The 25,213-nt window shown below is 37.2% G+C and carries 23 protein-coding genes and 1 pseudogene; 16 read left to right on the top strand and 8 right to left on the bottom strand.

Translation table 11 applies throughout. The features are described 5' to 3' along the window. Nucleotides 1-238: 238 nt before the first annotated feature. Both recQ and AC1UFB_RS09810 read left to right on the top strand, forming a co-directional pair. Nucleotides 239-2,392: a DNA helicase RecQ gene (recQ, locus tag AC1UFB_RS09805; RefSeq protein ID WP_482589097.1), complete on the top strand. Its 2,154-nt coding sequence runs from the start codon at nucleotides 239-241 to the stop codon at nucleotides 2,390-2,392. Nucleotides 2,393-2,853: 461 nt separating this feature from the next. After that, nucleotides 2,854-3,774: a 1,4-dihydroxy-2-naphthoate polyprenyltransferase gene (locus AC1UFB_RS09810; RefSeq protein ID WP_035320879.1), complete on the top strand. Its 921-nt coding sequence runs from the start codon at nucleotides 2,854-2,856 to the stop codon at nucleotides 3,772-3,774. Between the two features lie 27 nt (nucleotides 3,775-3,801). Here AC1UFB_RS09810 and AC1UFB_RS09815 read toward each other — a convergent pair whose 3' ends face one another. Further along, nucleotides 3,802-4,980, bottom strand: a complete 1,179-nt coding sequence (locus AC1UFB_RS09815; RefSeq protein WP_100347687.1) for an alanyl-tRNA editing protein — start codon at nucleotides 4,978-4,980, stop codon at nucleotides 3,802-3,804. Nucleotides 4,981-5,089: 109 nt separating this feature from the next. Next, complete coding sequence (locus AC1UFB_RS09820) at nucleotides 5,090-5,950, bottom strand: manganese catalase (protein ID WP_025910223.1); 861 nt, start codon at nucleotides 5,948-5,950, stop codon at nucleotides 5,090-5,092. Nucleotides 5,951-6,100: 150 nt separating this feature from the next. On the opposite strand from AC1UFB_RS09820, the gene AC1UFB_RS09825 reads away from it, so the two are divergent. The 4 genes and pseudogenes from AC1UFB_RS09825 (at nucleotide 6,101) to AC1UFB_RS09840 (ending at nucleotide 7,296) form a co-directional block, all read left to right on the top strand. Further along, entirely contained in the window at nucleotides 6,101-6,475 is a 375-nt protein-coding gene (locus AC1UFB_RS09825; protein WP_025910221.1) for a PH domain-containing protein, read from the top strand. A 158-nt stretch (nucleotides 6,476-6,633) separates the two neighbouring features. After that, a complete protein-coding gene (locus tag AC1UFB_RS09830; RefSeq protein WP_157803593.1) occupies nucleotides 6,634-6,792 on the top strand; it encodes a hypothetical protein in 159 nt (52 codons plus the stop codon). 22 nt (nucleotides 6,793-6,814) lie between these two features. Further along, nucleotides 6,815-6,889 (top strand): annotated as a pseudogene (locus AC1UFB_RS09835) (ATP-binding cassette domain-containing protein); the annotation flags it as partial. 263 nt (nucleotides 6,890-7,152) lie between these two features. After that, nucleotides 7,153-7,296, top strand: coding sequence for a hypothetical protein (locus AC1UFB_RS09840; RefSeq protein WP_326046483.1), 144 nt, complete (start codon nucleotides 7,153-7,155; stop codon nucleotides 7,294-7,296). 67 nt (nucleotides 7,297-7,363) lie between these two features. On the opposite strand, the gene AC1UFB_RS09845 is transcribed toward AC1UFB_RS09840, so the two are convergent. After that, nucleotides 7,364-8,242 (bottom strand): LysR family transcriptional regulator, encoded by an 879-nt coding sequence (locus AC1UFB_RS09845; RefSeq protein WP_025910220.1) that lies wholly within the window; start codon nucleotides 8,240-8,242, stop codon nucleotides 7,364-7,366. A gap of 305 nt (nucleotides 8,243-8,547) precedes the next feature. Here AC1UFB_RS09845 and AC1UFB_RS09850 point away from each other — a divergent pair, with 305 nt between their 5' ends. Genes AC1UFB_RS09850 through AC1UFB_RS09865 form a run of 4 tightly spaced genes read left to right on the top strand, consistent with a single transcriptional unit; the run spans nucleotide 8,548 to nucleotide 12,306 of the window. Further along, on the top strand, nucleotides 8,548-8,937 hold the full coding sequence (locus tag AC1UFB_RS09850) for a GntR family transcriptional regulator (RefSeq protein ID WP_025910218.1): 390 nt from the start codon (nucleotides 8,548-8,550) through the stop codon (nucleotides 8,935-8,937). Beyond that, nucleotides 8,930-9,829: an ABC transporter ATP-binding protein gene (locus AC1UFB_RS09855; protein WP_025910217.1), complete on the top strand. Its 900-nt coding sequence runs from the start codon at nucleotides 8,930-8,932 to the stop codon at nucleotides 9,827-9,829. The genes AC1UFB_RS09850 and AC1UFB_RS09855 overlap by 8 nt, the downstream gene beginning before the upstream one ends. Further along, nucleotides 9,804-11,810, top strand: coding sequence for a DUF6449 domain-containing protein (locus tag AC1UFB_RS09860; protein ID WP_328101525.1), 2,007 nt, complete (start codon nucleotides 9,804-9,806; stop codon nucleotides 11,808-11,810). Before AC1UFB_RS09855 ends, AC1UFB_RS09860 begins: the two co-directional genes overlap by 26 nt. Nucleotides 11,811-11,823: 13 nt before the next feature. Continuing rightward, complete coding sequence (locus tag AC1UFB_RS09865) at nucleotides 11,824-12,306, top strand: RNA polymerase sigma factor (protein ID WP_061786639.1); 483 nt, start codon at nucleotides 11,824-11,826, stop codon at nucleotides 12,304-12,306. 36 nt (nucleotides 12,307-12,342) lie between these two features. Here the strand turns inward: AC1UFB_RS09865 and AC1UFB_RS09870 are convergent, their stop codons facing one another. Continuing rightward, nucleotides 12,343-12,918, bottom strand: a complete 576-nt coding sequence (locus tag AC1UFB_RS09870) for a VTT domain-containing protein (RefSeq protein ID WP_100347689.1) — start codon at nucleotides 12,916-12,918, stop codon at nucleotides 12,343-12,345. Between the two features lie 203 nt (nucleotides 12,919-13,121). On the opposite strand from AC1UFB_RS09870, the gene AC1UFB_RS09875 reads away from it, so the two are divergent. Together AC1UFB_RS09875 and AC1UFB_RS09880 are read left to right on the top strand one after the other, a co-directional pair. Continuing rightward, on the top strand, nucleotides 13,122-14,303 hold the full coding sequence (locus tag AC1UFB_RS09875) for a DNA polymerase IV (RefSeq protein WP_482589102.1): 1,182 nt from the start codon (nucleotides 13,122-13,124) through the stop codon (nucleotides 14,301-14,303). Between the two features lie 118 nt (nucleotides 14,304-14,421). After that, on the top strand, nucleotides 14,422-14,841 hold the full coding sequence (locus AC1UFB_RS09880) for an organic hydroperoxide resistance protein (RefSeq protein ID WP_025908452.1): 420 nt from the start codon (nucleotides 14,422-14,424) through the stop codon (nucleotides 14,839-14,841). Between the two features lie 30 nt (nucleotides 14,842-14,871). Here AC1UFB_RS09880 and AC1UFB_RS09885 read toward each other — a convergent pair whose 3' ends face one another. Further along, complete coding sequence (locus AC1UFB_RS09885; protein WP_328101520.1) at nucleotides 14,872-15,327, bottom strand: MarR family winged helix-turn-helix transcriptional regulator; 456 nt, start codon at nucleotides 15,325-15,327, stop codon at nucleotides 14,872-14,874. A gap of 157 nt (nucleotides 15,328-15,484) precedes the next feature. On the opposite strand from AC1UFB_RS09885, the gene AC1UFB_RS09890 reads away from it, so the two are divergent. After that, nucleotides 15,485-15,694: a cold-inducible protein YdjO-related protein gene (locus AC1UFB_RS09890; protein WP_025908450.1), complete on the top strand. Its 210-nt coding sequence runs from the start codon at nucleotides 15,485-15,487 to the stop codon at nucleotides 15,692-15,694. 39 nt (nucleotides 15,695-15,733) lie between these two features. On the opposite strand, the gene AC1UFB_RS09895 is transcribed toward AC1UFB_RS09890, so the two are convergent. Both AC1UFB_RS09895 and AC1UFB_RS09900 read right to left on the bottom strand, forming a co-directional pair. After that, nucleotides 15,734-15,844, bottom strand: coding sequence for an LPXTG cell wall anchor domain-containing protein (locus AC1UFB_RS09895; RefSeq protein WP_224840172.1), 111 nt, complete (start codon nucleotides 15,842-15,844; stop codon nucleotides 15,734-15,736). A 357-nt stretch (nucleotides 15,845-16,201) separates the two neighbouring features. Then, entirely contained in the window at nucleotides 16,202-17,182 is a 981-nt protein-coding gene (locus AC1UFB_RS09900; protein ID WP_083686486.1) for a LysM peptidoglycan-binding and 3D domain-containing protein, read from the bottom strand. Nucleotides 17,183-17,496: 314 nt separating this feature from the next. Between AC1UFB_RS09900 and AC1UFB_RS09905 the strand changes: the two genes are divergently transcribed. From AC1UFB_RS09905 to AC1UFB_RS09915, 3 genes are all read left to right on the top strand, one after another. After that, nucleotides 17,497-20,025, top strand: coding sequence for a DEAD/DEAH box helicase (locus tag AC1UFB_RS09905; protein ID WP_100347692.1), 2,529 nt, complete (start codon nucleotides 17,497-17,499; stop codon nucleotides 20,023-20,025). Between the two features lie 94 nt (nucleotides 20,026-20,119). After that, on the top strand, nucleotides 20,120-20,704 hold the full coding sequence (locus AC1UFB_RS09910; protein ID WP_411831221.1) for a cobalamin B12-binding domain-containing protein: 585 nt from the start codon (nucleotides 20,120-20,122) through the stop codon (nucleotides 20,702-20,704). Continuing rightward, nucleotides 20,701-21,324 carry a PAS domain-containing protein gene (locus AC1UFB_RS09915; RefSeq protein WP_100347694.1) on the top strand — a complete coding sequence of 208 codons (624 nt, stop codon included), beginning with the start codon at nucleotides 20,701-20,703 and terminating at the stop codon, nucleotides 21,322-21,324. Before AC1UFB_RS09910 ends, AC1UFB_RS09915 begins: the two co-directional genes overlap by 4 nt. On the opposite strand, the gene AC1UFB_RS09920 is transcribed toward AC1UFB_RS09915, so the two are convergent. Next, nucleotides 21,321-24,878 (bottom strand): CheR family methyltransferase, encoded by a 3,558-nt coding sequence (locus AC1UFB_RS09920; protein ID WP_482589106.1) that lies wholly within the window; start codon nucleotides 24,876-24,878, stop codon nucleotides 21,321-21,323. The two genes, AC1UFB_RS09915 and AC1UFB_RS09920, sit on opposite strands and share 4 nt — an antisense overlap. Nucleotides 24,879-25,213 lie beyond the last annotated feature (335 nt).

Below are 25,213 nucleotides of genomic sequence, written 5' to 3' on the forward strand. Positions count from 1 at the left end.
TCGTTTTTCTTTATAAAAGGAAAAATAAGAAAACAGAAAATTCGGTTAAAATTTATGCGACGCTAGTGATTTTTTGTATATTTAAATTATTTCCTTTTTAAGAAATAATACTCACTTTGTCTAAAGAAACAAAAGATTTTCTAGGAACTCCTAGTACTTTTTGATAAAATGAATCCATTACCCACAAGATAATTTCTTCGCTTATTCCCCGATATGTATTTTGTAAGGAGGAGTTTCTTTGTTATTTGAAAAAGCGTTATCACAGTTGAAAACTTATTTTGGCTACGACAGCTTCCGCCAAGGGCAAGAGCAGACGATACGTCATATTTTAGAAGGTCATAATACCGCTTGTATCATGCCTACAGGTGGAGGGAAGTCCATTTGTTATCAAATCCCATCACTTTTATTAGAAGGAACAACAATCGTTATTTCGCCACTGATTTCCCTAATGAAGGATCAGGTGGACGCGCTGAATGAAGCTGGAATATCAGCAACGTATATTAACAGCTCACTCACATCGTCAGAAGTAGAAGAGAGATTAGAAGAAGTTTCTCTTGGTGTGTATAAACTTTTATACATAGCACCGGAACGCCTAGAGTCACCGTTTTTCTTTGAGCAACTTAAATCGTTACCTATCCCTTTAATCGCGGTTGATGAAGCACACTGTATTTCACAGTGGGGCCATGATTTTAGGCCTAGCTATCTACGCATTAGCAGCTTAATTTCCGAGCTACCGAGCAAGCCAATAGTGGTTGGGCTGACGGCTACTGCTACGCCTCAGGTTCGAGAAGATATTTGTACAGCTTTACAAATTCAGGAACAAAATACGGTCATGACAGGGTTTGAGCGTTCTAATCTATCGTTTACCGTTGTTAAAGGGCAAGACCGTCTATCTTATATCGATGAGTATGTAAAGAAAAATGAGCAAGAAGCTGGTATTATCTATGCCGCAACGCGCCAAGAAGTGGACAGTTTACATGAACATTTGCAAAGCTTAGGTATACAAGTGGGGAAATATCACGCTGGAATGAGTGCATCAAGTCGAGATCATGAGCAAAACCGCTTTTTACAGGATGACGTAACCCTTATGGTTGCTACCTCTGCTTTCGGAATGGGAATTGACAAGTCCAATATTCGTTTCGTCATTCACTATCAGCTTCCAAAAAACATGGAAAGCTATTATCAAGAAGCGGGTCGCGCAGGGCGAGATGGTTTGCCGAGTGAGTGTATAGTTTTATATTCGGCTCAGGATATTCGCGTTCAGCGCTTTTTAATTGAGCAGTCAACTAACCATTCAGGAAAGCTTGTTCAAGATCTGGAGAAGCTACAGCAAATGGTAAATTATTTTCACACAGAAGAATGTTTGCAGGCATACATTTTACACTACTTTGGTGAAGAGGAAGCTCATGCTTGCGGTCGCTGTAGCAACTGTACAGATACTCGTACAGCTGTTGATGTAACGGTTGATACACAAAAGGTTTTATCTTGTATGATTCGAATGGGAGAGCGTTTTGGTAAGACAATGATTGCTCAAGTATTAACGGGTTCTAAAAACAAAAAGATTCTAGACTTTCGCTTTGACCAACTCTCTACCTATGGAGTAATGAGCAAGCAGTCATTAAAAGAAGTAAGTAAGTTTATCGAATTTCTTATTTCAGAGCAGTATATTTTGGTTGGACAAGGGTCTTTTCCAACTCTTTCTGTCGCAGCTAAGGGAAAAGGGGTACTTCTTGGTGAAGAAAAAGTAATGAGAAAAGAACAAATTCAAGTGAATCAGCTTGTGCAGGATGATGAGCTGTTTATGCACCTGCGCGCTTTACGAAAAGAAATAGCCGAGCTTGAAAACGTTCCTCCTTTTGTTATTTTTTCAGACGATACGCTTCGGGATATGTGTGCAAAGCTTCCTGAGACGGTATCTGAGTTTGAGAATGTAAAAGGAGTAGGTTCCCAAAAGCTCGATAAGTATGGAGATCGCTTTATTAAAGCGATTGTGAGCTTTTGCGCTGAACACCCTGACCGGGAGAGGCAGATCATTGAAGTACAGAGGGAAAAAAAAGCAAAAAGTGCATCTAAGCAAGGGTCTCATCTAGAGTCTTATCAAATGTGGAGAGAGGGTTCCTCCATTCAAGAGATTGCAGCAAAGCGAGAATTAAGTACGCAAACAGTTGAAAATCATTTATTTAAATGTGCCGAAGAAGGTTACGAAATAGATTGGCATACCATTTTAACAACTAAACAGCAAGAGCTTGTCAACGAAGCGGTTGAATTGGTCGGAGATGATAAGCTAAAGCCAATTAAAGAAGCCGTACCTGAAGAGGTTACGTATTTTATGATCAAGGTCGCTTTATTTTTGCGTCGTATGAACAAAGAAGAGAGACTGAGACATAAGTAGTTCAGCCCCTACTATACCTGAACGATTGAGAGTTCACAACTTTTAATCGTTCAGGCTTTTTGTTAATTGGGAAAAACCGTTTGGAAAGCGAGTGACCGTAGCGCAATGGAACGAACGTGTTCAGACAAACTAAAGAGATGGGAACAGCTATTGTTCGTCTTTTAGAAGCAATCATTTTGTTATGTCCCAAACTCTTTTACATGTAGTGCTTTGCCACAGAAGTTGACCAACTTCCAATCGTTATTTTTTTGATATAACTCTATGTCGAATGTGTGAACTTTTTGTTATAATGGATAGGCGTTGAATAGGAAAAGCTGTACCAGATAATAAAAAGTAGTATTAAAATAAAAACGTTTACTTGTTTTTTAGAAATATGTAAGCTGTGTATGGTCGCTTTCTACAATTATCAACTAGAAAGAGAAAGGTGACATGTTCACTTTTAAAATGAAAGGAAGAGGATGATGAGTCAAACGAGTTACGCTCAACCTAAAAGACCGCTAAAAACAGTACTGTGGCAGTTAACTCGTCCCCATACATTAACAGCTTCGTTTGTACCGGTGTTAATTGGAACAGTGATGGCAATGTATGTTGGACAAGTTGATGTATGGTTATTTTTAGCCATGCTTTTTGCGTGTTTGTTTATTCAAATCGCGACGAACTTATTTAATGAATACTATGATTTTAAAAGAGGGCTAGATACGGAAGACTCAGTAGGGATTGGCGGTGCCATTGTGCGCGATGGAATGAAGCCGAAAACCGTGTTGCAGCTTGCCTTAGCTTGCTATGGACTTTCTTTATTATTAGGTGTTTACATCTGTATGAGCAGTACATGGTGGTTAGCGCTTGTCGGACTATTCGGTATGGCAATTGGGTATTTATATACAGGAGGACCACTGCCGATTGCTTATACACCTTTTGGAGAGCTGTTTGCGGGTGTATGTATGGGGGCTCTGTTTATTTTAATTTCTTTTTATATTCAAACGGACTTCATAACGACAGAAAGTATTCTTGTTTCAATTCCTATTGCTTTTTTAGTTGGGGCAATTAACTTATCAAATAATATTCGTGATATCGAAGAAGACACAAAAGGCGGACGTAAAACGCTAGCCATTTTACTAGGCGAAAAGAAAGCAGTTTATTTTCTTGGATTTTTATTTGTTATTTCATATATTTGGATTGTTGTTCTTGTCATAACAGGAGTGGTTGGTGCATTTGCGCTGTTAGTTTTCTTAAGTATCCCAAAACCAATTAGAGCTATTAAAGGATTTGTGTCGGGTACGCCACCGATGAATATGATTGTTGCAATGAAATCTACTGCGCAAACAAATACATTCTTCGGACTATTGTTGTCAGTTGGATTGTTTATTAGCTATTACTTATAAAAAAACCACGCTTAACGCGTGGTTTTTTTATACTTTTTGTAAGTATTCTTGGAGATAGGAGATAAAGTGGTTACGATCTTCCATCGTTGAAAACTGCGCCTGCGCTTGGTTTATACCTCCGCCACCTTTTCCATTAAATCGATTAAGATGCTCTTTAAAGAGGTTTCCACTGTGAATTCTATCGGTACTATGTGCTAATATAACTTTTGGTTCTAAAGAGGAGGAGAAAATACCAATCATATTCTCAGTTTGAAGCAGCTGCTTAATAATAGCTTGTCCATCCTTTAACGTTTTATCTTCAAATTCATGAACTAAAACAATACCTTGCTTTTTATCAAGAAGAGATTGAGCTAAATAATGAGCATTTTCAGATTTTAGTACTTCGTTTTGTTTGCTAAGTATTTTGAAATCAGCTTCTAGTTTTTGTAATCTCTCTAAGATAAGCTCACTTTTTGTACTAAAATGGTGGCTGACGTGAGAAAGAATGCGGTGAGTTTGTTCATAATCTTTTAGCGCTCTCATGCCGCATTTGAAAAATAATCGAATTTGTCCTCGCTGTTTTTCAGTTTTCAATAGCTTAATAATACCTAGCTCTCCCGTGCTTCTTACGTGGGTTCCGCAGCACGCTGAAATATCTAGCGTATCAATCTCGACGATTCGAATTTGCTCATCCTCTAAATCAGGCATTTTACGAAGAGAAAGAGTTGATAACTGATCTTGTGATACATAATATGTGCTTAACGGTTTATTCGCATAAATGGCTTTATTTACTGTTTGTTCAATTTCTATTAACGTATCTTCATTAATGGAAGAAACATTTACATCAATTGAAGCGATATCTTTGCCTAAATGAAAACTTACAGTATGTATGGTAAACACATCGCTTAAGATTGCTGAGAGCAAATGTTGCCCTGTATGTTGCTGCATATGATCAAAGCGACGGTTCCAATTAATCTCACACTCTACTTGAGTATTTACTTCTAATAATGTGTCAATTTCGTGGAAGACGGAATGATCTTTTTCCACGACATCTAATACTTTATGACCTGCGATAGTACCAGTATCAGATGGTTGACCACCACCTTCAGGATAAAAAGCAGTTTTGTTTAGCTCAACGTAATAATGATTGTTGCTTTCAAATGCAGATAAAATAGAAGCAGTCCACTTTGTTGTATAAGGGGACGTATAATAAATTCTTTCAATCATTTTGTCATCTCCTGTAAAGAAAAATTCAGTATCTAACTCTTATCCTAACAGAAAGTAAAGAGCAATGATAAAAAAATCTCCATCAACCTGTGATGGAGAAAAGATTTGTTTACATATGTGAAGGAGGAAGTGTATGAGAAGAAGGGCGTAAGTTTTTTGGAAGTGTATTATGAATATAAAAAGGAGCAGGGTTTAAGTTAGGTTTACCACCATATGCTTCAGGCTGCTGCACGTATTGAAACGTTCCAAGGCCATCCATACTCGTACCGCTAGCCCACCGTCCTGTCGCGCTTTTTTCACCCTCAGAAAAATTAAACAACACATACGAAACTTCTTGCTTTTCTAATTCTTTCGGGAAGGTACTAGGCACAACAACGTTTTCTTTTGCTTCTAGTTCTTTAATGGCGGCAATCCACTGATTTTGATGCATAGTATCACGGGCGATGAGCCATGAAAGCATATCTTTTACACCGCGATCGTTTGTTGATTCGTACAATCTAACAACTTGTAAGCGACCTTGAGACTCAGCGTTTAAGTTGGCTCTGAAGTCTGCTAATAGATTTCCACTTGCTGCAATATAACCTGCATTCCATTTGTTACCCATGCTGTCAACTGGCATCGCACCAAGCCCTGAAACAATCGTATGCTGAACGTTCATACCTCCAAGGATAGCTCCAATAACAGGGTCTTGTGCAGCTTTTTCAAGATCTCCTACTGGTGCGCCTTCTAGCAGCCTAGCAATCATAGTGGCGAGCATTTCAATGTGAGCTAACTCCTCTGTTCCAGTATCCATTAACAAATCTTTGTACTTACCGTTTCCTCGAACGTTCCAACCTTGAAACAGATACTGCATGGCAACTGAAATCTCGCCAAACTGTCCACCTAAAACTTCTTGCAGCTGTCTGGCAAAAACGGGATCAGGACGGTCGGGTTTCGAAAGATATTGGAGTTCTTTTTTATGAAAAAACAATGACAACATCCTTTCTTTTTGAATTCACTTTACAATCTATGTAAAAAAAACTGAAACATAACTACATTTGAAACGTATGTAATAGTACCAGCTGTTTATGAACCTATAATATAGGGTAAAAGCAGTAGGAATAGTAAAGGAGTGAATCATATGGGTTTACTAGATGGTTTAATGGGCAATGCATCTGAAGTGAGCGTGTCCTCAGTAGAAAAAGATTTGCGAGACATTTTGGTACAGGGAGAACAGGTAGAGCATGCGTTTAAACTGATCCGAGATATCTTTGTTTTTTCAAACAAGCGATTAATTTTAATTGATAAGCAAGGTGTAACTGGCAAGAAAACCAGCTATCATTCCATTCCATATAGAAATATTACGCACTTTAGCGTCGAAACGGCTGGAACATTTGATTTAGACGCAGAACTTGTTATCTGGGTTTCAAGCTCAACGGCTCCAATCGTAAAAGAGTTTCGTAAAGACAAAAATATTTATGAGGTGCAAAAAGCACTTGCTACGTATGTATTATGACAAAAACAAACCGCTTCTTTCACGTCGAAAGAAGCGGTTTGTTTTTGTCTAAATACTATTTGTTTACTAAGACTATCTACCAAATTGTGAGAAAACTATTGAGTGTTCTAATTGAAACGTCTAGTATTAATGATAATGATTATCATATACGGTAAGGTTTGTATGCAGTAGGAGGAAGTACATATGAAGAGTATAAGAATGAAAAAAGCTTAGGAATGGTTGCTGCTTTATCAGGACTATTGTTCTTAGGAGCTTGTGGAGGAGGGGGAGCGGCTGAAGAGTCTAAGTCCACTGATAAAAAAGTGGTGAAACCGTAACCGTTAAGCATGAACTTGGCGAAACGGATGTGGGAAGTCAACAATTCTTCGGTCACTAGCTCGACTTTTAAAGCCATCAAAAGGAAGCATCTATTTAATCTGAAGGAACTATTTATAAGGAAGGTCCACCTGAAGAGGTCTTTACAGAGAAAATGATTGAAGACGTTTTTCGTTTATCTTCAACGATTATTAAAAACCCGGTGGATCAATCTCCAATTTGTATTCCAACAGGCGTGATTGGGTGAAAAAGAGACTGAGACATAAGTAGTTCAGTCCTTACTATACCTGAACGATTGAGAGTTCATAACTTTTAATCGTTCAGGTTTTTTGGTTGATTGTGAAAACAATGTTGGAAACAGGGTGGAATGGAGCGTAGGACACTCGACTCCTACGGGAAAGAGAGGAAAACGTGAGATCCCGCAGCGCAGCGAGGAAGCTCAGGTTCCTCCCCGCGGAAAGCGAGTGGCCGTAGCGCAATGGAACGAATGTGTTGAGACAAACTAAAGAGATGAGAACAGCTAGTGTTCGTCTTTTAGAAGCAATCATTTTGTTATGTCCCAAACTCTTTTTGTTAGTTAGACGTTAACAGATGTAAAAACAGTTCAACGATTTTATTTTGTCCATTCGTGGTCGGGTAAATATACGAAAATTTCCGTTTAAATGGTTCAGTGTCAAGGTTTAAGATAGCTAAATTCCCTTGTGCCACATCTTGTTTTATAGCGGATTTTGAAAGGACCGATAATCCTAAGTTCTGCATAACTGCTTCCTTAACTCCTTGATTGCTGCTGATGGTTAACATGCTCTTCATTTTTAGTCCATTTGAACTCATCATCAGATCAAGATAGGCTCTTGTACCAGACCCTGTTTCGCGCGCAACCCAACCTTCGTTTTGAAGCTCGCTTATTGCAACGTGCTGCTGTGCTGCTAATGGATGAGCCGTACCCGCTACAACCACGAGCTCATCTTCCATAAACGGTTCAATATGGAGCTCATGGTCATCGGTTTGTCCTTCAATTAATCCTACATCTAACTTAAAGTGTCGAACCAGCTGCGCAATTTCCTTTGTGTTGCCAATCGTTACGTTTACGTTGATATCGGGATACTGTGCTTGAAGCTTAGCGAGAAACGAAGGAAGAACGTATTCACCAATTGTGAAGCTAGCTCCAATTGTTAAAGTGCCTTTAACTAAGTGGTGATGTTCATAAATATCTCGCTTCGTGTGCTCGTATATTTGAATCATTTGCTTCGCACGAGTATAAAGGATCTCGCCGCTTGGCGTAATTTTTAATAATTTAGGCGAACGTAAAAACAATGAGGTTTGAAACTCTTTTTCTAAATTTTTTATATGTACGCTTACGCTTGGTTGCGAAATTAACAATTTTTCAGCAGCTTTTGTAAAGCTTTTTTCTTCTACAACCGTCACAAAGGTTCGCAATGCGTCGTAATACATGGTAAATCGCTCCTTACATAAAACATCTTATGAGTTCATTATATAGTAAGTTTTTGTTAATGGATAGCTTAATACCTATTTTCCTTATCAGATTTATAAGTTATCGAATTGAATTACGTTAGATAATCTGTTTGTTACCTTTTTGTAATAAAAGTCACAAAAGTACTTGTTTTTTCCAGATAACGTTGTATAATACTAACTGTAGTAACACATGTAGTACAGTTAGTACGGTTAGTACATTTGAACATACGATCATGATGAATGATGAATGATAAATGATAAATGTGATGGAGAGGAGGGAAAGTATGTTTGATTTAGATATTCGTAGTCGTAAGCCTATTTATGAACAATTAGTTGATAAGTTAAAAGAGCTAATTATCCATGAAGTTTTTAAAGCAGACGAGAAACTGCCGTCTGTACGCTTGCTAGCGAAAGAACTAACAATTAACCCTAATACAATTCAAAAAGCATATCGAGAGCTAGAACATCAAAATTATATTTATTCAATTCCTGGAAAAGGAAGTTTTGTGACGGCGCAATCGGAACTATTAAACAATGAAAAGGTGAAAAAAATGAAAGAGGATTTAGTAAAGCTTATTGCTGAAGCGATGTATTTAGGAATGGGAAAAGAAGAAATCTTATCACTTATTTCACAAGCTGAACAAACCGTCAAAGGGGGAGAAAGTGATGATTGAATTAACCGAAGTAAAAAAATCCTTTGAAGATATAAAAGTATTAAACAATGTTTCTCTAACTGTTAAAAAAGGATCTATTTATGGTTTGCTTGGGTCCAACGGTGCAGGTAAAACAACATTATTAAAAACAATTGCGGGCATTTATCGTCAAAATTCAGGGAGCATACATATTGACAATGAAGAAGTATTTGAAAATGTGGCTCTTAAGCAAAGCATCATTTTTCTTCCAGACATTCCGTACTTTTTTGCACAATCCACGATTAAGCAGCTTGCGCAATTTTACAAGAATATGTACCCAACGTGGAACGAAGAGCGTTTTCAGCAGTTAAAGCAGGCATTTCCAATTGACTTGAAGAAAAAGGTACACCGTATGTCGAAAGGGATGCAGCGACAAGTAGCATTTTGGCTCGCTTTATCCACGATGCCGGATATTTTAATATTAGATGAGCCTCTAGATGGGCTGGATGCTGTTATGCGTCAAAAAATCAAGAATTTACTAGTGCAAGACGTAGCGGAACGCGAGATGACCATTTTAATTTCCTCTCATAACCTTCGTGAAGTGGAGGATTTATGTGATCATGTGGGCATTTTGCATCAAGGACAGCTGTTAATTGAAAAAGACCTTGACGATTTGAAATCAGATATTCACAAGATTCAAGTAGCTTTTAAAGGCGACGTACCTCTTGCGTTTCATGAAGACTTGGAAATCTTATACGAAGAGAAGCGAGGAAGCGTACTTCTTTGTATTGTACGTGGTAAAGAAAATAAGCTAGCGTCTCGCATTCAATCATACAAGCCGCTTGTATTTGATATTTTACCGCTTACGCTCGAAGAAATCTTTATTTACGAAATGGGGGATGTTGGTTATGCCATCGAAAATATCATCGTTTAATCGAGGGCTGTTCACACAGTCATTTAGAAGCGTAGGGTGGATCGGATTAGTTTACTCATTCCTTCTTTTGTTTGCTCTTCCTCTCCAGCTTCTAATGAAGTATACGGGCAATCCAGAATTTAAGCCAGAAAAGATTAAGACATTATTTGAGCTATTCGATGGCTTACAGCTTGTCTTTATGTTTACAGTACCGGTGTTACTCGCGGTTTTTTTATTCCGTTATATTCAAACCAAAGCAGCAGCAGACTATTTTCATAGTTTGCCAGTTCGAAGAGAAGCTTTATATCACCAAAACATCATTGTGGGTATCGCAATTCTTGTCGTGCCGGTGGTAATTACAGCAGGTATAATCGGCCTTGTAAAAGGGATGTTAAACGTTACAGATCTCTATACAGCAAAAGACATTATGGTATGGGCAGGTTACACAATTATTTTTAACCTTGTTGTGTTCTTTGGAACAGTAGCATTTGGAATGTTCACAGGTATCTCAATCTTACAAGCTATTTTCCTATACGTTCTGTTTCTTTTACCTGGTGGCTTCGTTATGCTTCTTTTATCAAATTTAAAATTCTATTGGTATGGATTCCCAATTGATTATTATTTAAATAAAAGTGCTGAAAAATTAATACCGTTTTTACATGCGACGGAGCTAATGACGAAAAAGAATTTAACAATTAGTCCATGGATTTACGTCATACTTATCATTATCTTTTATGCGATTGGATACATCGCGTATAAAAAGCGTCATATCGAAGCGGCCACTCAGTCCATTTCATTTAAATGGGTGAAACCAATTTTTGTTTACGGTGTGACTACATGTGCGCTACTTGTTGGCGGTGTTTATTTTGGGTCCATGCAAGGAACATTTGGATGGATGGTCTTTGGCTATGTGTTAGGTGCTCTTATTGGGTATATTGTTGCTCAGGTCATTTTACACAAAACGTGGCGAATCGCTAAGTATTGGAAAGGATATGTGATTTCATTAGCTATTTTCTTTGCTATTGGTGCATTTGTTCATATTGATGCGTTTGGCTATGAATCAAAGGTTCCTGCACTAAATGAAGTAGAAAGTGTTTATTTCGAAGAAGGAACCTATTTAATTACTGAAGATCCAACCAGTGAACAGTACACAGAATATGGAAACGAGTATGTTCCTCCCTATTACTATAGGAGTCAAGAAGCAGTTGAAGCAATTCATCGGCTACATGAACAATTAGCAAAGAATCCAGTCTCAATGACAAGTAAGGATATTCAAGGAGATGAAGGGCGCACAGTAGCAATTGCCTATAAGCTTAAAAACGGCAAGACGCTTGTGCGTGAGTATGAGTTGAACTTTAAAGCGTATCATCCAATGTATAAGAAAATCGCTGAAACAAAAGAGTTTAAAGAAAACTTTAATCCATTTTTACGAAGTGGAGATATGAGTGATGTTACAAATGTACAAATTACCTCGGATGGACAAATTAGTAAGCAAGCTAGCATTCGCAACCCAGAAGATATTAAAGCGCTTGCTGAAATACTAAAAACGTCGATGAAAAACGAAACATTTGAAGAAATGTACAGCGAGCGCGGACCATGGGCTTATATTGATTTCAATACGGGCCAAGGCAAAAATAAGCAACACGTAACCTGGGAAAAATCGTATGATGAAGTGAGCGATTGGCTAAAGAAAAAAGGCCTATATAACAAAGTGCGTGTATTACCAGAAGATATTGAAAAAATAGTTGTGCTAAAAAATCCACATCAGCATGAAATAGACTTTTATGCAGACGAAGAATTTCCTTCATTAGTAGAATCTGAGAAAACGATTGAAGTGAAGAATAACGATCAAAAAGAAGAAATTTTAGAAACCGTATCTTGGGCAAGCAACGGAGCTTATTTAGTCGGTATCTATTATAAAGAAGATCCTAGTACTCCTGAGATCCAGGAATTTACTGAGGAGACAGTTCCAGACTTTATTAAAGAAAAATTACTAAAATAAAGGGAGAAGAAATATGAGTGCTAGCAATATTGAACCATATTTGCGACAGGTGCTAGCTTATTTGCAAAAGCGAGGTGTCAGCAAGCAAGATGCTGAAGATATCACGCAAGATGTAGCGATGAAATACTTAGAAAATCAACATAAAGTTGAACAGGGGAAAGAAAGAGCTTGGTTGTTTCGAGTTGCTTTAAATAAGCGCTGTGATTTAATCAGAAAAAATTCCGTTCATACTCGCTATGTGCTAACACAGGGACCAACAGAGTTAAAAAATGCACCGATGGATTTTGTATTATCCAAAGAGCAATTTGAGCAATATGTAAAAGCTTTAAATAAATTAAAGCCTCAATATAAAAACCTATTGATCTTAAAATATGAGTATGGTTTAAAATATGAAGAGCTTTCTGAACAATTTAACATGAAAGTCACGACTATTAAGTCTGCACTTTATCGAGCACGAAAGCTATTCATGAAGCATTATGCATATCAGCTTATGTGAAAGAAGCCAATCTTCTACTTAGAGGATTGGCTTTTTTCATTCTTTACTACGCATTTTTCGCTTTTTATAGGCTAAGCTTCCAACACTGATGGCAATAAACAAAATAGTGAATTGAGAAATGGTTTCAAGTGAAGCGGCATCATCAACTTTAAACCCCCATAAAAAAAACGCAAACGTCCAAACCAATCCAAATGAAAATGTTGTTGTTATATAATTAAGGTGAGGCATTTTCGTTGTTCCTAAAAATAATGGCATAACGTGTCGCATTCCCGGCAAGAAGAAGCTGAGCATAATGCCGAAGGAACCGTATGAGGTAATGAGGTTTTCAATTTCATATCGCTTTTTTTGAAAGCGTGATTGAGAGAGAGCTTTTATTGTTTGCTTGCGAAACCATCTAGCAAATAAGAATTTAACATATAAGCTAAGCATCATGGCACTGTAAGTCAAGAGAAAAGCAATAAGAGGGTGAAAAGTAGAAAGAGTGGCATGGTTACCTGCAAGCATAATAAAGAGAGGATCTGGAATAGGTGTGAAATTAGCACCAATGATGATTAATAAAAAGAAATATCCATATCCAAACTGTTGAATTACTGTGATAATCTGATCCACCACGGCGTTTCCCCCATTTTTGTCAAAGTTATTATAGTATACGAATGCTTCAAAGGGATGTTCATCAAACAATCCGCCTGTTTTTACTCTTTGTCCATCATATTACAAACCGCTATAGAATTATTCACATTAATTGTTTTTTGGTTTAAAATAAGAACATATATTCTGTTTGTTCGGATAGAAAGAAGGTGAGTGTGTTGAAAGGCATGTATCAAAAAAAGGGAAGAGTCATATTGCATATTGATGTTAATGCTTTTTATGCATCGGTGGAAGAAGCGCGTAATCCGGCACTGAAAGGAAAACCTATGGCCATTGCGGGTAACCCAAAAGAGCGTAGAGGGATTGTGGTAACGTGCAACTATGCGGCTCGCAATAAAGGAATATATGCACCGATGCCATTATGGGAAGCTAAAAAAATTTTTCCTCAGCTAATTGTGTTAAAACCAGATTTTACTCTTTATCGCAAAGTATCAGCGCAAATGTTTTCTTATTTATCAACGATCTCTTCTATTCTTGAGCCTGCTTCTATTGACGAAGGATATCTAGATATAACGGATTGCTTTCATCAAGGTACGCCACTCGAGATTGCACAGCGAATACAGAACGATCTTTTGAATGAGTTACAAATACCGGTCTCAATCGGCATTGCACCAAATAAGTTTTTAGCTAAAACGGCAAGCAACATGAAAAAACCGCTTGGAATTACAATTTTAAGAAAGCGCGATATTCATCAGAAACTTTGGCCACACCCAGTGGTTTATATGCATGGTATAGGTAATAAAACCGCTGAGAAGTTGAATGCCGTTCATATCCATACGATTGAAGAGCTAGCGCACGCAGATGATCATAAGCTAAAGGCCACAGTTGGAGTAAGAGGAGTAGAAATGAAGCAAAGAGCTAATGGGATTGACGATCGACCTGTAAATCCAAATCGCAGGTCGGAATTTAAGTCGATTGGACATTCAAAAACATTAGCGAAAAATATGACGGATGATCGGGAGATGGTACCGATTTTAAATGATCTCGCTGAGTCTGTTAGTAAGCGAATGCATGCCAAAAAAGTAGTCAGCAAAACGATTCAGTTAACCATTCGCTATAGTAATTTCAAAACAATTACAAGAACCCAAACCATTGATCAGTGGACCAATCAGTCAAAAGTGTTGCTTCATTGGGTAAACAAGTTGCTTCAAAAGCATTGGAACGGTGAACCAGTTCGCTTGTTAGGGGTAGCAGCTCTACAAGTAGAACGAATGAAAGATCGAAATCAAGAGCAGCTTAGTTTATTTACATATGAACGGCACGTAAAAGATGAACCGCTCTATAAAGCAGTTCAGCAGCTTCAAAGTAAATATGGTGATGAAATTATACGAAAGGGGTTAAAAAAATAATAGAAGAGAGTATAGAACGACATGTTTCAATCCACTCTAAAAGGGTAATATATCCATAGAGCGTGCAAGAGCTTTTTTGCATGAGCAAGGACTTTACAATTACGTATATGAGGTGATTTTGATGTCAGTTTTATTTACTTCAAAAGCAACAGCAGTAGGTGGGCGTGAAGGGCACGTCAAATCAGATGATGGCCTAATTAATCTAGATTTAGTAATGCCTTCACCAAACAATACAAAAGAAGGAACGAATCCGGAGCAGCTTTTTGCAGCAGGATATGCTTCTTGCTTTGACGGGGCTTTAAATCTAATTGCTAAAAAGCAAAAATATTCCATCGAATCATCAATTACGGCTGAAGTTAGCTTAATGAAAGACCCGGCTGATGATGGGTTTAAGTTAGCAGTAACGTTAAACGCTCATTTAAAAGGGGTATCGCAAGAAGAGGCTGAAAAGCTAGTGAAGGCAGCACATGAATTTTGTCCATATTCAAAAGCAACTAGAGGGAACATTGACGTAACGTTAAATACGACGGCTGAATAAAAAAGCAGTGCACAAAAGTGCACTGCTTTTTTACTGGCTTTTTCCATTTTGACTATGGATAGCGTTTAACAGCTGGTGAAGCATTTGTTTTAAATTTGCTAGCTCTTCAGGAGAGTGATCTGTCATATTAAACACTTCATCTGGAATTTGACAAGCTTTATCTCGAAGTGAAGCGCCTTTTTCTGTTAAGCTTACTAACACAACGCGCTCATCTTCCTGCGAGCGTTCACGGATTACAAGCCCTTGTTCTTGCATACGTTTCAGCATCGGAGTTAGCGTACCAGAATCTAGGTATAAGAGTTCTCCCATTTTCTTTACGCTGACTCTTCCATGCTCCCATAGGACAAGAAGAGCTAAGTACTGTGGGTACGTAACGCCAATTTTATCTAAAAGAGGCTTATACACTTTTGTAATTTCACGTGACGTAGCATAAATAGAAAAACAAAGCTGATTTTCTAACTTTAATCTTGAAAATAAATCGGTCATTTTAAACTCCTTCAATATAATTGTTCACTATGTAATTATATACAATTTATCAAAGAGATTCAAAACAAACAAATGTAAATTTTGACATAGTTTGTCAAAATACCTTAAATAAAAAAGCGCTTTTTCCATATACTAAGAAAAAAAGGGAGCTGTGCTCATGTATTTTGCGAAAAAAGGTATGGAAGAACAGGTTACTCAGATGATGGATACAAATGTTTATGCGTGCCAGTCTGACTCGTGTAACGGATGGATGAGAGAAGATTTTGTGACGTCAGATTATAATTGCCCAATGTGTGGAAATGAAATGTCTCAAGAAGTAAGAGAGCTACCTAAAATCAAGAAGGATTTTCAATTTTATAATCGTTAAACAAAGAGCGTTTAAAAAAGAAGCTACAATAGCTTCTTTTTACTTTTTATTATGTTTGCGGCGTCTTTTAAAATAAAAGTAAAGGCCTCCTAATAATAAAACAACTAATAATAATACGCTCGTTGGAAAATATAAGGTGCCAATATTCATAGTGATAACCTCCAGTATAGCAATCTAAATAGTTGAAACGTCTACGTTGTTGTCTTAGAATTCCTATTCCCTTTAAGGTGAGGCTTAAACACTAAAATAAAAAGAGTTTGGGACATAACAAAATGATTGCTTCTAAAAGACGAACACTCGCTGTTCCCGTCTCTTTAGTTTGTCTCAACACGTTCGTTCCATTGCGCTACGGCCACTCGCTTTCCGCGGGGAGGAACCTGAGCTTCCTCGCTGCGCTGCGGGATCTCAGTGTTTTCACAATCAACCAAAAAACCTGAACGATTAAAAGTGAGAAACTCTCAATCGTTCAGGTTTATCATTGGCTGAATTACTTATGTCCCAGCCTCTTTAGTTTAATACTTTAACTGTAACTGTTTTACGGCCCCACTTCATCGCGTCGCTTTGAGATGGAATAAAAACGTCAATACGATTCCCTTTAATAGCACCACCCGTATCACCTGCAATTGCTTCTCCGTATCCATCTACGTATACGCGTGACCCAAGAGGAATAATAGATGGATCAACAGCAATTACTTTTTGATTTGGATTTGCACGTAGGTCAATTCCTGTCTTTGTAATACCACTACAGCCAGTACAAAAAGCTGTGTAAGCCGTAGCAACAACCTGAAATTCTTTTTTTACTTCTTGATTTTCAGAAGGGTTTGGTGTTTGTGGCTTAGAAGATACAGGATTCGATACCTCAGGGGCAGCTGGTGCTGGAGCAACAGATCCATTTACTTTAAGCGTTTGATTAATGTAAATTGTGTTTGCTGATAAGCCGTTTAGCTGCTGTAATGTTGAAACTGAAATACCATGCCTTTGGGCAATGCTCCACAACGTATCTCCTGGCTTCACTTTATATGTACTAGTAGGAGCCTGTTGTTGGGGTTGCTCTATTTTTTCATCGGGTGGTGCTGTTACAGCGCTGGCCCCATTTACAGTTAGCACTTGGTTAACGTAAATAATATTGGATGATAAGTTATTATACTGTTTTAGTTGCTCAACTGATAAACCATGAGATTTTGCAATACGATAAAGCGTATCACCTGATTGAACTTTATATGTATTTTGGGATGTAGAAGATGTTGGTGATGCTGTATGCGTATCAGCTGAACTACTAATATGTAAGGTTTGATTTGTATAAATAATAGTGGATGATAAGTTATTCCATGCTTGTAAGTCTTTCACCGATACATTATATTTTTTTGAAATGCTATAAAGCGTGTCGCCCGATTGAACTTTATAAGTTTCCGCGTCTGCTGATGCCATGCCTGCAATTCCCATTGAAACAAGTGCCGTTGCACCAAGTGAAAAAATATGCTTTTTCATTCTTTTTTCTCCTTTGTGACTATGAATTTATTACCATTCTATCAACCTTATGTAACAGGAATGTTTCAATAGTATAGATAGTTTGTTACAAAAAGAAAAATAAAGAAGAATACTTGTGTGATTTTTGTCGTTATTTGTAGACAAATAGTCCTATTCATACTTAATGGTAGAAAAAACTATGAAAGTTGTGTCGGATTTTATGCCTGCATAAAGTGTTGGAACATGCTAGAATAGAAAAGTTGTAGAGAACGGAATAAATGAGTTGGAGGTGAAAGGCACTGTTAGAAAAAAGGTTGTGACAGTGCTTAACTCAATTGAAAAAAACAGTTTCACAGTATTTAAAAGAGTGGGTTCGGGCTTTATCAATTGAAATTAGCCACTTGAAGAAAGAAGGGGGAAAAAAAGAGCAGCTAGTTAACGGGGAATACGTAGGACGATATGGAGAAGCTTTTGTGTACCGTTTTCAGATGGTACGCTTTTTTAACGTAATCGATGGAACTAGCATGCGCGTAAAGGTTCAGGATGCAGAGCTTGATGGCGAGATTTTAGCTCATGAAAAACACGAGGTATATGTAAAGGTAGGGGTTTATTTAGGTTCTGATGTTCCTATTTTATACTTATTTAACGAACCATGGGAACTTTTACAAGCATTGATTGACCGGTTAGAAGAACTGAAAGACTATAAGAAAAATCGTGCTAGAGTTAAACGCTTAATGACGGGTACGGCGAAGGTGAATCATGAAGAATACAAAATGAAAAACGATCTTCATGAAATCTTACTGAGAGCTCATCATAATCAAACAACGTATTTATGGGGACCTCCGGGAACAGGAAAAACATACACGCTATCACGCATTATTAATAGCATGTACCGGAAGAAAAAGCGCGTATTGGTAGTGTCGCATAGCAATGCAGCTGTTGACGTATTAATGAACGAGGCGTTAGTACGTATTGAAGCTAAGCACAAGTGGAAAAAAGGAGAGGTTGTACGCTACGGGACTATGGCAAATAAGGAGCTTCAAACAAAACTTTCTACGACTCTATTAGTTGAACACGAGCATCCAGATCTTGCGAGAAAAGAGAAGGATTTACAAGAACAATATGTACGTTTAACGAGATATCCTTCTAAAGAGCGTGAGATTCAACAAGTTAAAAAGAAGCTCAATACCGTGAAACAAGAGATGGCTGAGCTTGAAAAAGAGCTAGTGCAAAAAGCAGTCATTATTGGCACAACATTAACTAAAGTGGCAACGGATGCATCCGTTTATGAAAAAGAATATGATGTAGTAATTGTAGATGAAGTGAGCATGGCTTATACGCCACAAGTGGCTTTAGCTGCTTCATTAGGTAAACACATTGTTGTTTGTGGAGATTTTAAGCAGCTTCCAGCCGTTTCTCAATCAAAGCATGCGTATGTGCAAGAAGCGTTAGGGCGTGATGTATTTGAGCAATCAGGAATTGCTGCACAAATCCATGAAGGAAACTGGCATCCACATTTAGTGATATTAAAGCAACAGCGTCGTATGCACCCAAATATTTCAGCGTTTACAAACGCTCATGTATATGGTGGTAAAGTAAGCGACCATGCATCTGTAGTACAAAGAGAAGCGATTGCTCAACTAAAACCGTTTGTAGACAAAGCCCTTGTGCTGATGAATACAAGCGGTATTAAGACATTTGCTCAAAAAGAAAAAAATGGGGGATCTCGGTATAATTTAGTATCTGCTTTTATTTCAAGTAGCTTGCTTATTCGCGCATTTAAAAGTGGAATTACATCATTAGGCTATGTTACCCCATACCGAGCACAAGCGCAGCTTGTAAGAGATCTAGTAAAAGGAGTGATTCCTGAGGAGCATATTCTTGCTGCAACAGTTCATAAGTTTCAAGGTTCTGAAAAAGATCTTATGATTTTTGATACAGTTGATAGTCATCCTTTTTCAAAGCCAGGTATACTTCTTATAAATGAATTAGCGGACCGTCTCGTAAACGTAGCAATTACAAGAGCAAAAGGAAAATTTATTATGATAGGTGACCTGCCTTACTTAACTAAACGTTTGCCTAACGAGAGATTGCTTTTTAAGCTACTTCAATATATGAAGGAACGAAATGCTATCTATCAACCGAATGAATATTTAAAAGAAATGATTCAAGATAAGCAGTTAATTTGGCATAAAGGAATCGATGTCCACAAGATAGTAATGGATATTAAACGTGCGAAAAATAAATTATTTATCGTGTTGCCTACTACAAAAGAATGGCCGAATAGGCTTTGGGAAGCGATTAATGAGTTTCGGGGAACGGTTACAATTTTGACAAAAGAACCAAGAAGGCTTAAGGTCAAAGAAGGAGTTGAAATTATACCTTCTCACTTTCCTTTTTTTATCTTCGCGATGGATGAGAAAAGTTTGTGGTGTAGTAACGAAATTAATGAGGGGAATTCTATTTCTTTAACCGTTCGCATTGAGCACTCAGACTTTGTCCAAATGTTTTTAAGTTATGTTGATATGACGCCCGTTTCCAGTCATTTAAAGCAGGAATGGCTACAGGTAAATAAGGCAGGATATTCATTGGCAGACTACTTAAATATATGGGATCGATGTTCGGAATGTTATAGCGCTCGAGACGCTGAAGTGACAGTAAAAGGAAAAATTCGGTTTGTTTGTCATCACTGCGGGAATACGGGGGGGATAACGAGAAAAATTTTCCAAGATTATTTAAGACATGTAAATGCTGAATGTAAAGCTTGTAAGAAAAAGGTTGAAGTTGCGTTTCGAGAAGGTGTCTACGCTTACTGTCCGTCATGTGAAAAAGAGGCTTTACCAAAAGATTTGCTCTCTATCTAGAAGAGAAAGGATGTGTTCATTTTGGACAACCACGCCCCCGTAGTATTAGCAAAATCACTTGTTGAAGGGAAGATACAAAAAAAGTTGGTTGATTGTGGGTTCATATATAGAAAATGGTTCGTCCTTAGTGGATACTTATCGTCTAATCAGTACCATGTATCAGATTGGGCAATGGTGGCAAGAGAATAAAATTTCAGTTGCTGATGAACATTTGGCTACGGCAACATGTGATTATATAATTGCTCGACTACAGTTTACCGTGAATAAAGAAAAGCTGCCAAGCAAGCGTGCTTTGCTTTTTTGTGTCGAAGGAGAAGGACACTATATTGGCCTGAAAATGTTGGCATCTTTGCTTGAAAAGTATAAATGGGAAGTGGGAAATTTAGGAGCTAACCTTCCTTTATCATACGCTATTAACAGTATTGAAAAGTGGAGGCCAGAAGTTGTCGGAATATCTATTTCACAGGTGCATTTGTTACCAAGCTTAAAGCAATATATTAACGAAATAGAAAGTTTAACCTATTCACCTACTGCGTTAGTAGGGGGGAGGTTATTGCAACATTATGATTTAACTGGATACGGTTCAACACAAACTGTATTTATTAACGAGATTGAACAATTTGAGCAGTGGCTGTTTGAAAACGCACTGAAGCAGTCTCTTGTATCGGGGGGAATATGACGTCATTATCGCTTGAAGCTATTCCCGTTCCGTTATTTATTGTGGATAAAAGTGGACAAATCATTGATTTTACACCAAGCGTGACCAAAATGTTTTTACCAGCTAGCGATATAGCCGACATAATTGATAAAGACAGTCATGAAAAGCTAAAAACTCTCGTTCGAGAACGAGAAGAAAAGCGTGTGGAGATTAATATGATTACGTTTGATAATCCAGTTGCTTTATTTGACGTTTATTATAAACCAGAAGCGTATAACAATCAGGACGTATTTATTTGCTATCCCGTCCATGAATATATGACGAATATGCAGTCAACGCTAAATCAATTTAGAAGTATGACTACTCAAGAACCAGAACATGCAAAGCAAACATTGACGGTTATTGAAGAAGATCAAGATACCATCTTGCAGCTCCATTCACTATCATCTAAGCGTCAGCTACGGGAAATGAAAACAAATGTAAAGACAGTATTAGATTTACTAACGATTATTTATCCTGATGTAATTGAGGCTGAAAAAGCTGAGTACTTCGATTTAATCGTTACTCAGCTTTCACATACACATGAAATTATAGACGAGCTTTTATGTCAATTAAATGAAAAGAATGCCGCCGTTAATTAAGAGAGGGGTAAGCGTATCTCAACGGTAGTACCTTTGTTTTCTTCACTATCATAGAAAATGGTTCCTTTGTGATTGCTAATGATTTTATGACTCACCATTAGTCCAAGCCCTGTTCCTTTTTCTTTGGTAGTAAAGAATGGTTCGCTAATTCTTTTTAAACGTTCTTTTGGCATTCCTTTACCTTCATCAATAACATGTACAACAATTCGTTGATCCGTAAGGTCATAGTTTGCATTAACGTAAATTGAACCTGGATTGTCCATTGCCTCAATTGCATTCTTCACCATATTAATAAATACTTGCTTCATATCTTTTTCAATACAATACATTGTAGGAAGGTCATCAGCAATATTACTAGTAATTGTAATGTTTTTCATAATGGCTTGTGTATGAAGAAGGGTACAGACATCCATTAAGATTGTGCTAATGTTTTTGTGCTCATACTTTACCACTTCAGGCTTCGCTAAAATCAATAGCTCGCTGATAATGAGTTCCAAACGGTTAAACTCTGACATCATTACGTCAATATATTCTTTTTTGTACTTTTCTTCTTGAAGCATCAACTGCAAAAAGCCTTTTAATGACGTTAAGGGATTGCGGATTTCATGCGCAATTCCAGCTGCTAGCTGTCCTAAAGCAGATAGCATTTCAGAATTTTTCAGCATGATTTCAGATTGTTTGTGCTGAGAGATATCCTCGCTTAATCCAATGTAATGAAGCACTTCATTTGCTTCATTTTTAATCGGCATTAATAATAAACGCTGCCAAACGGCTTCACTGTCATCGTTTGTATAAGAAATCTCACCATTCCATTTCTTTCCACGATATACTTCATTCCAGATAGAAGGGAAGTTTTTAACTCCTAGCTGCTTTGTATAAAAGTCGTATACGTGCATGCCAAACATTTCTTTAAAATCAACTTTGTATTCTGTGAACTTTTGATTCATATATTTAATTTGACCTTGATGATCCGTAATAAAGATACTTGTTGGGCTATGGGCAACAGCAAACGAAGTAATTGCTAGCTCTTCATTTGAACGCTTAATTTCCGTAATATCAATGAATGTAATAACCACGCCGTTAATTAAGTTTTCTGTTGTGCGATAAGGCATCATTTTCATACTGTACCACTGTCCGTTATCACTTTGAATTTCTTTGTGAATGGTTTCGTTTGACTGCAGTACATAGCGAGCATCATCAACTAAGTTGTTATAACGCAGGTTATGGGAAATATGAAAGAAAGGCCTTCCAACATCCTGATGTAGCACGTTAATAACCTTTTTCGTTTCCGGTGTAAACAGTTTGATATGAAGCTGATCATCTAAAAAGATTGTAGCAATAGTTGTACTAATTAATAGATTGTCAATATCATTATTCAAATCTGTTAATTCGTCAATTTTGCGTTCATATTGATTATTAACGCTAATCAGTTCTTCGTTGACAGATTGAAGTTCTTCGTTTGTAGACTGAAGTTCTTCGTTAGAAGCAATTAGCTCCTCATTTGTTGATTTTAATTCTTCATTTGTTGTTTCTAATTCTTCCATCGTTGTTTGTAAATGCTGTTGCGTATAGTGTAGCTCTTGCTCTAAATCAATTAATAATTCATTAATAGTACTTGTTTGATTTAAGTACAAAGTCTCTTCTATAGCAGAAGTACCAATTACTTCTTGCTCGTCAAATACGAGCAGGTGGAGTGAATCATTTGTTGGAAACGAAGAGACGGTCAAATTAAACCGTCTTGTAGATCCATCAATAATAAAGTCAATATCTTGACAACAAACGCTAATTCCTTGCTCTTTGACACGTTTTATAGCAGCTCCAATCGCTAATGAAACGTGTACGGGAACCATTTTAAAGATTGTGTAATGAATTTTTCCAGCTGGGACATTAATTAGCTTTGTAGCGTCTTTAGAGCAGAAAATTACTTCATTATATTCATTTAAAACAAGACAAGGACTCATAAAGTTATTGATTAATGCTTGATACATGCTATCCAACTGCAAAGAAGGAAGTGGTTTATAAAGCTGGTTAGGTATTGGCGCATGTGTCATTGTTGAGTCGTTAGAAATTGACTTTGATAATTTAAATGAGCTAGCTAGCTGTCTGTTCGGTTGACCTGTGCTTTTGAATACTTTCCACTTGTTACTGATAGGTTGAAATAAGTTAGATAGCTTTCCTGTTGTTTCGCTAGGTCCTAAGAATAAAGTCCCTTCATCTGTCAATGAAAAGTGGAAGAGCGATAAAATTCGCTGCTGTAACTCAGCTTGAAAGTAAATCAACATATTCCGACAGCTAATTAAGTCAACGTTAACAAACGGTGAATCCTTTGCAATATTATGTGGAGCAAATACAATCATTTTGCGAATGCTTTTTTTTACTTGATAAGAATTATGCTTTGTTGGTTCAAAGTACTGACTGATTTGTTCTTCTGAAAACACGCTTAAGTTATCTTCTGTATAAATTCCTTGACTCGCAACTTTAATTGCTTGCTTGTCAATATCTGTTGCAAAGATTCGAACATCGAAATAATGGTTAACAGTTAATAAATATTTATGAAATAGAATAGCTAGTGAGTAAGCCTCTTGGCCAGTGGAACAGCCTGCAACCCAAATGCGAATTTCACCTTCTTTACGCTCAATTTTTCGATTTACAATCTTGGGGATTACCTGTTCTTCAATTAATGAAAAAGCTTCTTTATCCCTCAAAAATTGCGTTACGCCAATTAATAAATCACGCTGAAGATCAACAATTTCAACAGGATGAGCATTTAAATAATCTCGATAAACTTCCAGCGTCTCACATGGAGTATCTAATAAAGACATTCGCTTTTCAATGCGCCTAAGCACGCTATTTTTTTTGTAAAGAGAAAAATCAATTCCAGTTTTCTTTTTTATTAATGTGAAAATATATTGAAGAGTTTCTTCGTTATATTGAAAGTCATAGTTTAGTAGATTGTTTTGAATTAGTTCAGGCATAGCTGAGGGTGAAAGAATATAATCAGCTAAGTGAGCTTGGACTGCGCTATGAGGCATATCTGGGTATTTTGCAGTTGTTTCATCCTGAACTAAAACGGTTCCGCCTTCTGCGCGAATCAGCTTAGCGCCTTCTGTCCCATCGTTTCCTTTTCCAGATAGAATAACGGCCGTGCAGTTTGTTTTATGACTCAAAGCTAAAGATGAAAAGAGTTTATCAATTGGAAATTTCACTTGTTCATTTTGATCGTAAGGTGTTAGCTCTAATACAGAGCCTTTTAAAGTAACAAAATAGTGAGGTGCAGCTAGGTAAACAGTATTTTCTTGTAACGTCATACCATCTTCAATTTGAACAATATCCATATTGGTTTTTTTGGCTAAAAGCTCGGGCATAAAACTTTTATATTTTGATGATAAATGCTGAATAACAATAAAAGCCATGCCGTTTGAAGAAGGCATATTTGCAAAAAATTGCTCAATTGCATCTAGACCACCAGCCGAAGCCCCAATTCCTACGACATGGATGGCTTTTTGGTTATGTACTTCAGGTAATAAGATGGTAGAAAACGTTTTGTTTTTCATATTGTGACCTCCAAGTTCCGGTGAAATTCTGTTTTCTATATGTTAGGAGTGAATTTTACCGATAATAGTATAAATGTATTAATGGTCAGCGAAAGTTTTTTTCATCTGTCACTGAGTAGAAAGCTAATCATTATCTACAGACTGAAATCTCATTAGAAATTCTTAAATGAGGTAAATAAAGAAAAAAATTCTAAAATATCCATATATCCTGAATTATTCATACCTTCGGTATGAGTCATGATTTAGTCGAAAATTAATTACTTTTCCCTGAATTATTCATACCCAAATACAAAATCCCACAGGAAAGGCGATTTATCGGCTTTCCTGTGGGATTC

The organism is Priestia sp. KCTC 13724, assembly GCF_056820425.1.